Origin of the sequence: Kribbella sp. NPDC050124, assembly GCF_044460355.1 — a bacterium.
Taxonomy (GTDB): Bacteria; Actinomycetota; Actinomycetes; order Propionibacteriales; family Kribbellaceae; genus Kribbella.
This window is the reverse complement of the sequence record NZ_JBITJU010000005.1, coordinates 230,053-243,372: the sequence shown is the minus strand read 5'-3', so window position 1 is coordinate 243,372 and position 13,320 is coordinate 230,053. Positions and strand designations below refer to the sequence as shown.

The 13,320-nt window shown below is 70.4% G+C and carries 12 protein-coding genes; 5 read left to right on the top strand and 7 right to left on the bottom strand.

Annotation, left to right across the window (positions count from 1 at the left end; genetic code table 11):
* Positions 1 to 9 precede the first annotated feature (9 nt).
* The gene (locus ACIBL3_RS15785) at positions 10 to 1,521 is read left to right on the top strand and encodes a hypothetical protein (protein ID WP_396354038.1); all 1,512 of its coding nucleotides are present in this window, start codon (positions 10 to 12) and stop codon (positions 1,519 to 1,521) included.
* Here the strand turns inward: ACIBL3_RS15785 and ACIBL3_RS15780 are convergent.
* From ACIBL3_RS15780 to ACIBL3_RS15765, 4 genes are read right to left on the bottom strand one after another with little or no spacing between them, the layout of a single operon-like run.
* Complete coding sequence (locus ACIBL3_RS15780) at positions 1,518 to 1,775, bottom strand: HPr family phosphocarrier protein (protein WP_396354036.1); 258 nt, start codon at positions 1,773 to 1,775, stop codon at positions 1,518 to 1,520. The two genes, ACIBL3_RS15785 and ACIBL3_RS15780, sit on opposite strands and share 4 nt — an antisense overlap.
* Positions 1,776 to 1,786: 11 nt before the next feature.
* Positions 1,787 to 3,775: a fructose-specific PTS transporter subunit EIIC gene (locus tag ACIBL3_RS15775; RefSeq protein WP_396354035.1), complete on the bottom strand. Its 1,989-nt coding sequence runs from the start codon at positions 3,773 to 3,775 to the stop codon at positions 1,787 to 1,789.
* Between the two features lie 21 nt (positions 3,776 to 3,796).
* Entirely contained in the window at positions 3,797 to 4,765 is a 969-nt protein-coding gene (locus ACIBL3_RS15770) for a 1-phosphofructokinase family hexose kinase (RefSeq protein ID WP_396354034.1), read from the bottom strand.
* Positions 4,762 to 5,529, bottom strand: coding sequence for a DeoR/GlpR family DNA-binding transcription regulator (locus ACIBL3_RS15765; protein WP_396354032.1), 768 nt, complete (start codon positions 5,527 to 5,529; stop codon positions 4,762 to 4,764). The genes ACIBL3_RS15770 and ACIBL3_RS15765 overlap by 4 nt, the downstream gene beginning before the upstream one ends.
* Before the next feature lie 127 nt (positions 5,530 to 5,656).
* On the opposite strand from ACIBL3_RS15765, the gene ACIBL3_RS15760 reads away from it, so the two are divergent.
* From ACIBL3_RS15760 to ACIBL3_RS15750, 3 genes are read left to right on the top strand one after another with little or no spacing between them, the layout of a single operon-like run.
* Positions 5,657 to 7,318, top strand: coding sequence for a phosphoenolpyruvate--protein phosphotransferase (locus tag ACIBL3_RS15760; protein WP_396354031.1), 1,662 nt, complete (start codon positions 5,657 to 5,659; stop codon positions 7,316 to 7,318).
* Between the two features lie 56 nt (positions 7,319 to 7,374).
* On the top strand, positions 7,375 to 8,334 hold the full coding sequence (locus tag ACIBL3_RS15755; protein WP_396354030.1) for an ATP-binding cassette domain-containing protein: 960 nt from the start codon (positions 7,375 to 7,377) through the stop codon (positions 8,332 to 8,334).
* Positions 8,331 to 9,110: an ABC transporter permease gene (locus ACIBL3_RS15750; protein WP_396354028.1), complete on the top strand. Its 780-nt coding sequence runs from the start codon at positions 8,331 to 8,333 to the stop codon at positions 9,108 to 9,110. Before ACIBL3_RS15755 ends, ACIBL3_RS15750 begins: the two co-directional genes overlap by 4 nt.
* A 3-nt stretch (positions 9,111 to 9,113) precedes the next feature.
* Here ACIBL3_RS15750 and ACIBL3_RS15745 read toward each other — a convergent pair whose 3' ends face one another.
* Positions 9,114 to 10,397 carry a BNR-4 repeat-containing protein gene (locus ACIBL3_RS15745; RefSeq protein ID WP_396354027.1) on the bottom strand — a complete coding sequence of 428 codons (1,284 nt, stop codon included), beginning with the start codon at positions 10,395 to 10,397 and terminating at the stop codon, positions 9,114 to 9,116.
* A 39-nt stretch (positions 10,398 to 10,436) separates the two neighbouring features.
* Positions 10,437 to 11,525 (bottom strand): serine hydrolase domain-containing protein, encoded by a 1,089-nt coding sequence (locus ACIBL3_RS15740; RefSeq protein WP_396354025.1) that lies wholly within the window; start codon positions 11,523 to 11,525, stop codon positions 10,437 to 10,439.
* A gap of 81 nt (positions 11,526 to 11,606) precedes the next feature.
* On the opposite strand from ACIBL3_RS15740, the gene ACIBL3_RS15735 reads away from it, so the two are divergent.
* The gene (locus ACIBL3_RS15735) at positions 11,607 to 12,188 is read left to right on the top strand and encodes a TetR/AcrR family transcriptional regulator (RefSeq protein ID WP_396354023.1); all 582 of its coding nucleotides are present in this window, start codon (positions 11,607 to 11,609) and stop codon (positions 12,186 to 12,188) included.
* Here the strand turns inward: ACIBL3_RS15735 and ACIBL3_RS15730 are convergent.
* Complete coding sequence (locus tag ACIBL3_RS15730; RefSeq protein WP_396354021.1) at positions 12,157 to 13,290, bottom strand: MFS transporter; 1,134 nt, start codon at positions 13,288 to 13,290, stop codon at positions 12,157 to 12,159. The genes ACIBL3_RS15735 and ACIBL3_RS15730 overlap by 32 nt on opposite strands.
* Between the last annotated feature and the right edge of the window lie 30 nt (positions 13,291 to 13,320).

Below are 13,320 nucleotides of genomic sequence, written 5' to 3'. Positions count from 1 at the left end.
GAGCTGTGGATGTCGGACTGGTACGTGGAGCGGCGGCAGGATCGGGAGCTCGAGGAGCTCCGGAGCGAGATGTCGCGGGCATACTCCGAGGCGTCGAGTCTGCGATCGAAGGTGTCGCAGTTGCAGGGCAGCCTCGACTCGCGGCTGCGGCAGCTGAGCGACGCGTTCGATGCGTTCGTGGAGTTGTCCGACATCCGGTACGAGCTGATCGGGTTCGCCGACGCGGCCGAAGTACGGCGGCATGCGAGCCAGGTCCTGACCGCGCTCGCCTCCGGACAGCAGCCGCCGGCCGCCGGAGCCGCAGTACCCGGCTACTGGTTGCAGCCGGCGGTGGCGACGATCCACGGCCTGTCCATCGACGCGACCGCACTGCCGGACGGGCCGTTGTCCGAGGCCATGGCGCTCGACAAGGACCGTACGTCGATCTTCCTCTGCCTGGCCCTGGCCGCACTGGGACGGCGCGACCTGGTGCAGACGTCCTGGCTGGAGACAGCCTTCGGTACGCCGGCCGACGGCAAGGTCACCCGGTTGCAGCGCGCGCTGTGGTCAACCGGCGCACGCGGTGGACTCGGCGCGGACGGCCAGACGCTGATCATCGAGCGGCTGCGAGACCACGTCAAAGGACTGAGCTGGGTCGAGACCGTCGTGAGCCGAGCTCAGGCGGTGCGCCACGGGCATCCCAGCTTCAAGGAGATCGCCACCGCGGCCAATGCGCGGGACCGGCTCAGCCAGCTCCGGGCCGCCGTCGACACGGTCGCCGGCGACACCGCCGTACGCGAGCCGGATCGGGATCTCGCGTACGGCGAACCCGACCCGGACAGCGCGTCGTCGGTGCTGCGGATGCTCATCTCCGAGGGCAGCGAGCACGAACGCGAGCCGCTGTCCCGGGTCGCCGCGCTGCGGGCCCGGATCACCAACACCGCGGCCGCGGCCGCCGCGATCACCGACCCGGTCGACACCATCGAGAACCTGCTCCGGGCCGACCTGCGACGCGACGACGAGCCGCATCTGTCGGCGACCGCGTTGCGGGTGGTGGCGGACGACGTACTGACCGAGGCGGAGGAGCTGGCGAAGACGGCCGGGGCGCTCGTCCCGACGGAGGTCGTCTGCAAGGTCGGCCGGCGGGACATCACCGTGCTCCCGGACGGTCCGGACGCACAGTCGATGGCGGCTGCGGTGGCGAAGATCAACTCCGAGGCGCCGCCGCTGACCGTGAAGTCGGTGGGCGGGGCGATCGCGATCGCCGTGACCGGTCTCGTGGTGGGGATCGGGCTGGGCCTGGTGCACCCGTTCTGGATCGTGGTCGGTGTGGTGATCCTGGGCGTCGCGGCGCACCGGTTCTGGTCGGCCCGTACCGACGTCGCCCAGGCGAAGACGGATGCGGCGGACCAGATCGTCCGGCTCAAGGAGAAGGCGGACGAGGCCGCCGGCGAGCTGGCGTCGTACAAGTCGAGTGCCCGGGACCGTGAGGCGGCGATCGCCGCCGACCTCACGGCCACCCGCGAGCAGCTGACGTCCTAAGCGTCCAGGTCGGCGGCGACCAGGTCGGCGACCTTGCGCAGGACCGCGTCGTCGTCGCAGGACACGGTGACGTCGTCGCCGCACTTGGCCCCGAGCGTCATGATCAGCAGGGCCGACCCGGCGTCGACCGGTACGCCGCCGTTCGTGGCGAGCGTGACCGGTACGCCGGCCTCGGTGACGGCGGCCGCGATCAGGGCCGCGGGACGGGCGTGCAGGCCGACGGACGATCCGACGGTGACGATGGTGCTGGACATGGCAGTTCCTTTCAGACCGTGACGGCAGTGCGAGCTTGAGTGGTGGCGGGTTTGCGGCCGAGCTGTTTGGTGACCGTCACCGCGGCCGCGCCGATCACCGCACCGGCGAGGAGCGCGAGCACGAACCAGGCGATGTGGCCGATCGCGAAGAAGACGAAGATGCCGCCGTGTGGTGCGGACAGCGTCACGCCACCCGCCATCACGAGCGCGCCGGTGACGGCGGAGCCGAACATGATCGAGGGGATCACCCGCAGCGGGTCGGCGGCCGCGAACGGGATCGCGCCCTCGGTGATGAACGATGCCCCGAGCAACCAAGCGGCCTTGCCGTTCTCCCGCTCCGCGGGGCTGAACAGCTTCGGCCGGACCGCGGTCGCCAGCGCCAGCGCGAGCGGCGGCACCATCCCGGCCGCCATCACCGCGGCCATCACCTTGAGCGAGGCCGGGTTGTCGACGGCCAGGCCGGCGGTGGCGAACGCGTACGCCGCCTTGTTCACCGGGCCGCCCATGTCGAAGGCCATCATCAGTCCGAGGACGATGCCGAGCACGATCGCGGACGAGCCGGACAGGCCGTTCAGCCAGCTCTCCAGGCCCGAGGTGATCGCGGCCAGCGGCCGGCCGAGCACCAGGAACATCAACCCGCCGGCGAACAGCGTCGCGCCGAGCGGGATCACCACGACGGGCATCAGGCCACGACCCCAGGCGGGCACCTTCAGCCGGCTGATCCACAGCGCGGCGAACCCGGCCAGCAGACCGCCGACGATGCCGCCGATGAAGCCGGCGCCGACGGTCGTCGCGACCACCCCGACCGTGAAGCCCGGCGCGATGCCAGGACGGTCGGCGATCGCGAAGGCGATGTAGCCGGACAGCGCGGGGACAAGGAAGCCGAAGGCGAGTGCACCCAGGCTGAACAGCACAGCGCCGAGGTACTGCGCGAGGCCGCCGGACGGGAGGTTGGCGAGTGAATTGTTCGCGACGATGTCGGTCGCGGACGCGTTGATCTTGTAGCCGCCGAACAGGAAGCCGAGCGCGATCAGCAACCCGCCGGCCGCGACGAACGGGATCATGTAGCTCACGCCGGTGAGCAGGATCTGCCGCAGCCGCACGCCCCACGAGACGTCGCTGGAGCGTGCATCCCGGCGCGGCGCCGCCGTCGACGCGGAGGCCTGCACCCGGGGTGCGTCCGGGTCGGCTGCTGCCGCGAGGGCATCCGCGATCATCGCGTCCGGCTCGTTGATCGCCCGCTTCACGCCGGAGGCGACGACCGGCTTGCCGGCGAACCGGCCGCGGTCCTTCACGCCGACGTCAGTCGCGAAGATCACCGCATCCGCCGCGTCGATCTGCTCCGGCCCGAGCGGCGTCGAGGCGCCGGATCCCTGAGTCTCGACCAGAACCTTCACACCAGCCCGCTTACCAGCAGCCACCAGAGAGTCAGCCGCCATGTAAGTGTGCGCGATCCCAGTCGGACAAGCAGTCACCGCCACAACCTGCCGCTCCTCGGTAGGAGTGGGCGTGGCGGCGGGGGCAGGCGCGGGGGCGGGAGTAGGTGCTGCCGGAGAGACGGCTGTTTGCACCAGGGTGACCACCTCGTCGGCGGTGGTTGCCTCGCGCAATGAGGTGATGAAATCGGGCTTCACCAGCGACCGGGCCAGGGCGGTCAGCAGGGTCAGGTGATCGGCATCCCCACCAGCGGGTGCCGCGATCAAGAACACGAGGTCGGCCGGCCCGTCCGGCGCACCGAAGTCCACCCCGGGCTGCAACCGCGCGAACGCGAGCGTCGGCTCGGTGACGTACGACGACCGGCAGTGCGGGATCCCGATCCCGCCGGGCAGCCCGGTCGCGGCCTGCCCCTCGCGGGCCAGCGCGTCGGCGGACAACCCGTCGACCTCAGTGGCCCGACCGGCCTCGACGACCCGCGCCGCGAGTTGACGGATCACGTCCGGCGACGTGCTGCCGAGGTTCTCGTCGAGTACGACGAGGTCGGCCTGGATGATCTGGGACATGGCAGTTCCTCTCAGCCGTCGTCAGCCACGTGGCGACGCGACGGAACGGGGAGCCAGGGCGACGACGCTGACGCCCGCAGGACGGAGATCACCGGGCCGCGGCATCGCGGATCCGGCGAGCTGGACTGCGGCGGCGCCGAACGCCACCGCCTGACGCAACCGATCGGCCGGCCCCGCTCCGGCCAGATCGGCAAGCAAGTAGCCGGCCAGGGTGGCGTCACCCGCGCCGACGGTGTTGATCGGTACGACCGCCTCGGCTTTCCCGAGCCACGCAGTACCCGAGCCGTCGACCAGCACCGCTCCGTGCCGGCCGAGCGTCGCGAGCACTGCACCGGCGCCGCGAGCGATCAGCGCACGGGCTGCTTCGGAAACGAAAGCAGGGTCGGACTCGAGCCGCGCCACGTCGTACCCGGTGAGCTCGGCGAGTTCCTCGGCGTTCGGTTTGAGCAGATCCGGCTGGACAGCGGCCGCCGCGACCGCGCGCAGCGGCTCGCCAGACGTGTCGACCGCAACCGCACATCCCTGCTCATGCAGCGCGGCGACCAGATCGACGTAGAAGTCTGAAGGCACAGCAGGTGGAAGCGACCCCGACAGCACCGCCCACCGAGCATCGGCGGACTCCCGCAGTACGGCGGCAACCAGAGCGTCGAGCACCTCCGGCGTCAGCGATGTCCCGGCCTCGTTGAGCTTGGTCGTCGTACCGTCCGGCTCGACCACCGTCACGTTCACCCGCACCGGATGCGGTACGTCGACCGCCCGGTAGGCAACCGCCTGATCGCGCAACGCAGCCAGCATCCGGTCATCAGCACCAGCAGGCAGCACCGCAATCGCCGGCGCCCCCGCAGACGTGAGCGCCCGGGCAACATTCACGCCCTTCCCACCCGGCTCACTCCGCACGGAAATCGCCCGCTGCACCTCCCCCCGACGCAACTCCCCCGCAAGCTCGATCGTCCGATCAACACTCGGATTGGCCGTCAACGTGACGATCATGCGATCACCACCTCCACCTCGCGGGCCTCGAGCTCGCGGACTACCGCCGGGTCGATCTCGTCGTCGGTGACGAGTACGTCGACGTCGTCGAGGGAAGCGAAGCGGACCAGGTGCTCGCGGCCGATCTTGGACGAGTCGGCGACCACGACGACCTGGTGGGCGGCCGCGATCATCGCGCGTTTCACGGCGGCTTCGTCGGTGTCCGGGGTGGTGAGACCGTGGTCGACCGTCAGCGCGTTGGTGCCGATGAAGGCCAGGTCGACGCGTAGATCGGTCAACAATCGGACAGTCTGATCGCCGACAGCTGCTTGCGTCTCACCGCGGACCCGCCCGCCGAGCAGGTGCAGGCGGACGCTGTCCGACGCGCCGAGCCGGGCCGCGATCGGCACCGCGTTCGTCACGACCACGAGCTGGCGGTCCACCGGCAACAGCGAGGCGATCCGGGCGGTCGTCGTACCGGCGTCGAGGAGGACGCTGCCGCCGCTGCCCGGCAGCAACTCGATCGCGGCCTTGGCGATCCGGTCCTTCTGGTCGGCCTGGGTCGCGTCGCGCTCGGCGACGCCGGGCTCGATCACGGTCAGCGCGGTGGTCGACACCGCGCCGCCGTGGACCCGGCGGAGCAGGCCGGCCCGCTCGAGCTGAGCGAGGTCGCGGCGCACGGTCTCGGTCGTCACGCCGAGGTCGGTCGCGATGCCGCTGACCGTGACCCGGCCCTGCTCACGGACCTTGCCGACGATCGCCGCCTGCCGCTCCTCCGCGTACATATCGACTCCAGATCTTTGTTTCGTTGGGATTTTGTGTTGTTTCAGTTGGTTTTACGCCCGATCTATTGACATGTCAAGACCTCTGTTCGTAACGTCCTGGCAATCCAGTCGAGCTAGAGGACCCGTCATGAACCACATCTCGAAGGGCGTTCCCGTCGTACCGGGCGTCGGCTACGGCCCGCTCATCCGCCCGGAGCCGCGCGCGGCGATCCCGGCCCCGACCACCGTCGCCGAGCCGGACCGGGCTGCCGAGGTCGCCAGGTACGACGCCGCCGCGGCGACCGTCGCCGAACGGCTGGCCGCCCGCGCCGGACTCGCTTCGGGCGCGGCAGCCGAGGTGCTCAGCGCGACCGCCGACCTGGCACGCGACCGCGGCCTCGCCGCGGCGGCGGCCCAGCGGATCCAGTCCGGCACCGACGCCGTCCACGCTTGTGTAGGGGCGACCGACCAGTTCGCCGCCCTGTTCACCCAGCTCGGCGGGTTGATGGCCGAGCGGGTCACCGACCTGCACGACATCCGCGACCGGATCGTCGCCGAGCTCACCGGCCAACCGGAGCCCGGCGTACCGCATCCGGCCGAGCCGTCCGTGCTGATCGCCGACGACCTCTCCCCCGCCGACACTGCCGGCCTCGACGAGCTGACCGTCGCGCTGGCGACCCGGCTCGGCGGACCCACCAGCCACACCGCGATCATCGCCCGGCAACTCGGCATCCCCTGTGTCGTCGCGGTCACCGACCTTCCCGAAATCCCCGCAGGTACGCCGGTTCTGGTGAACGGCGAGACCGGCGAGATCCTGGTCGAGCCCGACGAGACCATGGCCCTCGCAGCCGTCCGGGACGCGGCCGCGCAACGTGCCGCGACCGCGTCCTGGCAAGGCCCCGGCCGCACCGCCGACGGTCACCCGGTCGGCATCCTCGCCAACGTACAGGACGGAGCGTCCGCCCAGCAGGCCACCAAGAGCCAGGCCGAGGGCGTCGGCCTCTTCCGGACGGAACTGGCCTTCCTCAACCGCGAGACCGAGCCGACCGTCGACGAGCAGGCCGACCTCTATGCCGAGGTACTGCGGGCATTCGCCGGCCGGAAGGTCGTCGTACGGACCTTGGACGCCGGATCCGACAAGCCGCTCGCGTTCACCGGCGCGACCGACGAGCCGAACCCGGCGCTCGGCGTCCGCGGCCTGCGACTCGCCTTCACCGATCCGGGCATCCTGGACCGCCAACTCGACGCGATCGCCGAGGCCGCGGAGCGGACCGGCGAACAGCCCTGGGTGATGGCCCCCATGGTCGCCACCGTCGCCGACGCACGGTTCTTCGCCGAGCGCGCCCGCAGCCGCGGCCTCGTCGCCGGGGTGATGGTCGAGGTTCCCGCGGCCGCCCTGCTCGCCGATCGCGTCCTCGACCACGTCGACTTCCTGTCGATCGGCACGAACGACCTGACCCAGTACACGATGGCCGCGGACCGGCTGTCACCCGACCTGGCCAACCTCACCGACCCTTGGCAGCCGGCGCATCTCGCGCTGGTCGCCCAGGTCGCCCGCGCGGGCCAGGCCGCCGGCAAGCCCGTCGGCGTCTGCGGCGAGGCGGCCGCGGATCCCTTGCTGGCCTGCGTTCTCGTCGGCCTCGGCATCACGTCGTTGTCAGCAGCAACCGCCGCCCTCCCCGCCGTCGGCGCCCGCCTGGCCACGGTGACCCTTGACCAATGCCGTGCCGCCGCAACCGCAGCCCTCGCCGCCGAAGACCCCGCCGCCGGACGCGAGGCGGCCCGCTCGGCGCTGAACCAACCCGGTTGACGCACCGCTGATCGAGTAGTCGACTGGGAGGTCATACCGAGCTGGGAGGGCGCGGCATGGACCACGCGATCTGGGCGGAAGGGTTGACCAAGCGGTTCGGCGAGACCGTGGCACTGGCCGGGGTCGATCTGGCGGTGCCGACGGGCAGCGTTCTCGGCCTGCTCGGCCCGAACGGGGCAGGAAAGACGACTGCGGTCCGCGCACTCGCGACACTGCTGCGTCCCGACGAGGGACGCGCGACGGTCGGCGGGTACGACGTACTGCGGGAAGCACACCAGGTCCGGCAGTTGATCGGCCTCACCGGCCAGTACGCCGCGGTCGACGAGAACCTGACCGGCACCGAGAACCTGCTGCTGATCGGACGCCTGCTCGGCCTGTCCCGGCGCACCGCACGACAGCGGGCCAACGAGCTGCTCGAGAACTTCGACCTCTCCGACGCGGCAGACCGCGCGACCAAGACCTATTCGGGCGGCATGCGGCGTCGGCTCGACCTGGCCGCGAGCCTGGTCGGCAGGCCGCGGATCCTGTTCCTGGACGAGCCGACGACCGGCCTCGATCCACGCGCCCGGCTCGAACTGTGGAACATCGTCCGCGACCTGGTGCGCGGCGGATCCACGGTCCTGCTGACGACGCAGTACCTGGACGAAGCCGACGCGCTGGCCGACAACATCGCCGTCATCGACCACGGGAAGCTGATCGCGACCGGCACGCCGGACGAGCTCAAGGCGAAGGCCGGCGCGCAATCCCTCGCCGTACGCCCTCTCGATCGGTCGGACCTGCCCACGGTGATCGCGGTCGTCGGCGAGCTGGCCCAGGCCGAGCCGGAGGTCGACCGCGAGGTGGTGACCGCGCCGGTCACCGACCCCGCTGTGCTGCCGGCCGTCGTACGGCGGCTGGACGACGCCGGTGTCCTGATCGGCACCCTCACGTTGCGCGGTGCGAGCCTGAACGAGGTGTTCCTCTCGCTGACCGGCCACACCGCCCAGGAAGAGACCGAAGCGGAGGTCCGGGCATGAGCAGCGTCAGAGTCACTCCCGTGCAGGGCCTGCGGCAGTCGGCCACCCTGGCGTGGCGGACGATCGTGCAGATCCGGCACAACCCGTGGGAGCTCGGTGACTTCAGCTTCCAGCCGATCCTGTTCCTCGTCCTGTTCACCTACATCTTCGGCGGCGCCATCTCCGGCAGCACCGCCGACTACCTGACGATCACCCTGCCCGGCATCATCGTGATGAACATGTTCTTCGTGACGATGTACGTCGGCACCGGGCTGAACACCGATCTGACCAAGGGCGTCTTCGATCGACTCCGGTCGCTGCCGATCGCCCGCTGGGCGCCGCTGGCCGGGCGCATCACCGCGGACCTGGTCAAGCACGCGTGGTCGGTGTTCCTGCTGCTCGCCGTCGGGTACCTGATGGGTTTCCGGATCCAGACCTCGGTGCTGGAACTGTTCGCCATGGTCGGCCTGGTGCTGGTGTTCGCGCTGGCGTTCTCCTGGATCTCGGTCCTGGTCGGGGTGCTCGCCCGCGACCCGGAACACGTTCAGCTCTTCGGCTTCACGGTGCTGTTCCCGATCACGTTCGTCAGCAACGTCTTCGTTCCCACCGAGACGATGCCGGGCTGGATGCAGCCGATCGTCGAGGCGAATCCGGTGACCATCCTGTCCGACGCCGCCCGCGGCCTGCTGGTCGGCGGACCGGTCGCTGAACCGGTCGCCTTGAGCCTGCTCTGGGCGGGCGGCATCATGCTCGTCTTCGCGCCGATCTCGGTACTCGCGCTGCGACGCAAGGTCTGAGCATCACCCGCGCGGCCGGTCGAGCAGGACCACCTCGCAGTTGTAGTGCTGGGAGGCGGTCATCGGGCCGCGGAACCACAGCAGCGGGACCCGGCTCGGGTCGCCGGGGGCAACGATCGGCCGGAGGTTGTCGACGTCGGAGTTCTCGGTGACCGGCGTCCACGCCGTACCGCTGTCACTCAGGCGGGCGTGGAAGATCTCGTGGTGCGGCAGGTCGGTGCCGTCGCGCGGGTCGATCGGCGTCGAGACGAACAGCGAGTCCAGGTCGTAGGGGTCGATCGCGACCAACCCGGTGTAGTCCTGCTCGTGCGGCAGCAGTCCAGGCCCGGCCTTGGCCAGCTGACGGACCTCCCACTCCCCACCCGGCGCGAGCCGAGCGTAGAAGTAGCGGTGATCACGCACCACCCGGTGCCGGTCGTTGTCCTTCGCCGGCTCTTCTTGCCGGGCGAGCAGAACGGCGGCGATCGTGCCGTCGGCACCGCGCCGGATGTCGATCGTCCAGCAGTGCGTCATCGGCTCGCCGTCCCACAACGATCCGGCTTGAAGCACCGTGGTGAGCTCCACCTGAGAGGGTGCTTCGCCTTTCAAAGCGACCGGATCCACCACGGTCCCGTCGCTGCGATGCAACGCCCCGGCCTCCAGATAGCCGTGGTAGATCGAGTTGTTGTAGTCGCGCGGATGGTGGTCGGTCGTCACCAGGTCGATCCGCGTCGGCGTCGAGACGTACCGGGTGTAGCCGTTGACGTAGCCGACCTTCGGCCGGGTGAACAGCTTGCCGGCGTACGTCCAGGAGTCACCGTCGTCGTCCGACACCAGCGCGCACGGATCGTCGTTGACCGCCCGGGCGAAGCAGTACAGCCGCCCGTCCAGCACATGCAGGTTCGAGTACGTGACCCCACGCCCACCGGTGAACTCGCTCCAGTCGAACGTCTGCTCCGGCCCCCACGACGTCGGATCACCAGGCTCACTCACCCGCCACCGGGTCAGGTCGTCCGTCTTGTGCTTGGTGTAGACGGCCAGCCACCGCCCGTCCGCCCGCCGCCACAACGCCGGCACGTCGTGGTCGTCCACCTCGAACTTCTCATGTAGTACGACGACCTCGCTCGAACCGGACCGCAGATCGACCACGGTCAGCTCGACGTTCCCGGCCCGCCCGTCACCGCCAGGCCCCTCGGGCGCCGCGATCGACCCGACCACAAGCGTCTGGCTGTCCGGGTCCACCACCGCCCGCTCATCCTGAAACCAGCACCACGCACCGTTGTCATTGACCACCACAGGCTCACGCATGGGTCATCAGTCTGCCAGCAAGCGCTTACCAACACGACCTCACCCGGCGTTTTCGAGTGCGGTGAGCAGGTCGAAGGGGCGGTTGTCCGGGGCCGCGCGGACCTCGTTCATCAGGTAGGAGAAGGCGATTCCGCGGGTAGGCCAGGCGCCGTGGCGGGAGCCGCCTGCGCCGGGATGGCCGAAGGAGTCGGCGGGGTGGCCGAGGTTGGCGGAGGCGGTGTGGAGCTCGAAGCCGGCGCCGTACGCGATCTCGCTGCCCCAGGTCGGTTCGATGCCGCGGCGGAGCTCGCGGCGGCCTGATGCGACCGTCTGCGGGGTCAGGACGCCGTCGGCCAGAAGGGACGAGTAGAAGCGGGCCACGCCGCGGGCGGTTGCGAATCCTCCGACGGCGGCGAGTCCTGCGCTGCGGTACTCGGGGCTGTTCCAGATCTTCTCCGCGCCCGGGACCCAGAGCGGGTTGCGGTTGAGCCGCAGCAGCGGGTCGGTCTGTGGCTCGTCCACGAGTACGCCGTCCGGCGCCACCATCGTGGTCGCCCGCCAGTGCAGCTCGTCCGGCAACCCGATCCACACCTCGAGGTCCAGCGGTGTTGCAAACTCGTCGGCGAAGAACTGCGCCGCGGTTCGCCCGTCGACCCGGCGGATGAGTTCGTCGATCAGCCAGCCCCACGTGATCGCGTGGTACATGAAGGCGGCTCGCGGGTCCGCCGCCGGAGCCTGAGCCGCCAGGTGGGCAGCCATCACGTCATGGTCGAGCAGGTCGGCGTACCCGGCCTCGACCCAGGGCAGCCGAGCCTGATGCGACAGCACCTCGGCGATCGTCGTCTCGCCCGCGCGGAACGCCGGCCAGTAGCGGCCGAGCGGATCACCCAGGGACAACTCTCCCCGCTGCACCAAGAGCAGGACACAAGCAGCCACGAGCCCCTTGGTGCCGGAGAACATCAGCTGGACCGCGTCCCGGTCCCATGCCCGCCCGGTGTCGCGATCCGCCGTCCCGCCCCACAGGTCGACCACGAGTTCGCCGTTCCGGTACGCCGCGAAGGCCGCCCCCAGCTCGCCTCGCTCGGTGAAGTTCCGCGTGAACGCCTCGGCCACGCCCTCGAATCCGGCAGCCGTCCATCCGTTGATCATGGCCGAGATAGTACCGATCGTTCTTATCTGACGCCAGTACATGAGAACGATCGGTACTATGAACTCCGGAGGTGGTGCACGATGCCGGTCAAGGCGGGTGAACGACTCGACCCCGAGGCGACCAGGGCCCGGATCCTGGCGGCGGCGTCCGAGGTGTTCCGGCAGCGCGGGATCCATGCCGTCGGCATCAACGAGGTCGCCGAGGCGGCCGGCGCGTCCAAGCTGACCATCTACAAGAACTTCGGCTCCAAGGAGGGCCTGGTCGAGGCCGTGCTGACCGACCGGACCCAGCGGGTGCGCGCCTGGTACCAGCAGGCGGTCGAGCAGGCCGACTCCGGGCGGGACCGGATTCTGGCCGTCTTCGATCTGGTCGCGGCCTGGTACGCCGAAGCCGGGTTCCACGGGTGCGCGATGATGAACGCCGCGACCGAGGACCGCGCGCACGACGGCGCACCTCGGCGGCTCGCGCAGGACCACCTGACCTTCTACCGCGACCTGTTCCGCCGGCTCCTCACCGAGGCCGGTGCGCGCGACCCCGAGACCACCGCCCGCCAGCTGGTCGTCGTACTCGAAGGGGCGACCCTCATCAGCGCGATCGACCGCGATCCTGGGCTCGGCGCCGAGGCGCGGGTCATCGTGGAGATAGTGCTGGACGCGGCCTGAGGAACACCAGGCAGACGAGCACACACGCCGCACCGGTGCCTGCGGCAACGAAGAACGCCGCCGGGAACCCGAGTTGCTCGGCCACCAGCCCACCGAGCGGACCCGCCGCCATCACCCCGAGATCCCAGAACGACGTCATCACACCCATCGACACGCCCGGCCGCAACCCGCACACCCGGTCGAGCGTCATCGACACACAGGCCGGATAGATCAACGCCAGCCCCAGCCCGGCCAGTCCGGTGAACACCAGCGCACTCCAAGCACCCTCAGTCAGTGCAAGACCGATCAACGCCACGACCTCGATCGCGACCGTCGAGGCGGCCACCGTGCGCCCGCCGTACCGATCGACCAAGGGGCTGCCCGTGAACCGCACGACCAGAAAGGACGCCGCGAACACCGCGAGCGCGTAGCCGTCCACGCCGATGCCGTCGTCGCGCAGCCGGAGTACGAGCAGCGCCGCGATCGTGCCGTAGCAATACGCCGCCAGTCCGATGGTGGCACCCGGCAACGGTACGCCGGCCGGCACCAGGTCCCGGATCCGGCGAATCCGGACCAACGGCTCGACCCGCTCCGGATCCGCACGTGTCGACAGCACCAGCACCATCGACAAGCCCGCGAGTCCGACGATCGTCCACCAGACCCAGTCGCCGACCACCGAGGCGATCACCGGCCCACCCGCTAGCCCGCCCCACATCGACAGCCCGAACCAGCCCGCGACCCGCCCGCGCTGCGCGACCCGCGTGCCGGCCAGCACCCACGGCAACGCCGCCGAAAACAGTGCCGCCTCCCCCGCGCCCATCACCAGCCGCGCGACCAGCAGGACGCCAAGGTTTGGCGCCACCAACTGCCCGACCCCACCTGCCGCGGTCAAGGCCCCACCGAGCAGTACGACGGGACGCGACCACCCACCGTCCGCGAGCCAGCCGGCGAACGGCCGCCCCAAAGCCGTCGCCAGGAAGGCGATCCCGACCGCGGTCCCGCTGGCCAGCGCGCCCCCGCCGTACCGCTGCGGAACGTCCGCCGGCAACGCCTGCAACGCGGCGCCGAACGCGAGGTACCCGCACAGCACCGCCGCCCACAACCGCCGGACCGGAACAGTCATGGACTAGATAATACCGATCGTTCTTATCTC

Excerpts from the sequence above, each read along its gene's own strand:
- ACIBL3_RS15740 (WP_396354025.1), bottom strand. The coding sequence starts at position 11,525 with ATGATCAACGGATGGACGGCTGCCGGATTCGAGGGCGTGGCCGAGGCG.
- ACIBL3_RS15745 (WP_396354027.1), bottom strand. The coding sequence starts at position 10,397 with ATGCGTGAGCCTGTGGTGGTCAATGACAACGGTGCGTGGTGCTGGTTT.
- ACIBL3_RS15770 (WP_396354034.1), bottom strand. The coding sequence starts at position 4,765 with ATGATCGTCACGTTGACGGCCAATCCGAGTGTTGATCGGACGATCGAG.
- ACIBL3_RS15760 (WP_396354031.1), top strand. The coding sequence starts at position 5,657 with ATGAACCACATCTCGAAGGGCGTTCCCGTCGTACCGGGCGTCGGCTAC.
- ACIBL3_RS15785 (WP_396354038.1), top strand. The coding sequence starts at position 10 with ATGTCGGACTGGTACGTGGAGCGGCGGCAGGATCGGGAGCTCGAGGAG.
- ACIBL3_RS15755 (WP_396354030.1), top strand. The coding sequence starts at position 7,375 with ATGGACCACGCGATCTGGGCGGAAGGGTTGACCAAGCGGTTCGGCGAG.
- ACIBL3_RS15765 (WP_396354032.1), bottom strand. The coding sequence starts at position 5,529 with ATGTACGCGGAGGAGCGGCAGGCGGCGATCGTCGGCAAGGTCCGTGAG.
- ACIBL3_RS15730 (WP_396354021.1), bottom strand. The coding sequence starts at position 13,290 with ATGACTGTTCCGGTCCGGCGGTTGTGGGCGGCGGTGCTGTGCGGGTAC.
- ACIBL3_RS15775 (WP_396354035.1), bottom strand. The coding sequence starts at position 3,775 with ATGTCCCAGATCATCCAGGCCGACCTCGTCGTACTCGACGAGAACCTC.
- ACIBL3_RS15780 (WP_396354036.1), bottom strand. The coding sequence starts at position 1,775 with ATGTCCAGCACCATCGTCACCGTCGGATCGTCCGTCGGCCTGCACGCC.
- ACIBL3_RS15735 (WP_396354023.1), top strand. The coding sequence starts at position 11,607 with ATGCCGGTCAAGGCGGGTGAACGACTCGACCCCGAGGCGACCAGGGCC.
- ACIBL3_RS15750 (WP_396354028.1), top strand. The coding sequence starts at position 8,331 with ATGAGCAGCGTCAGAGTCACTCCCGTGCAGGGCCTGCGGCAGTCGGCC.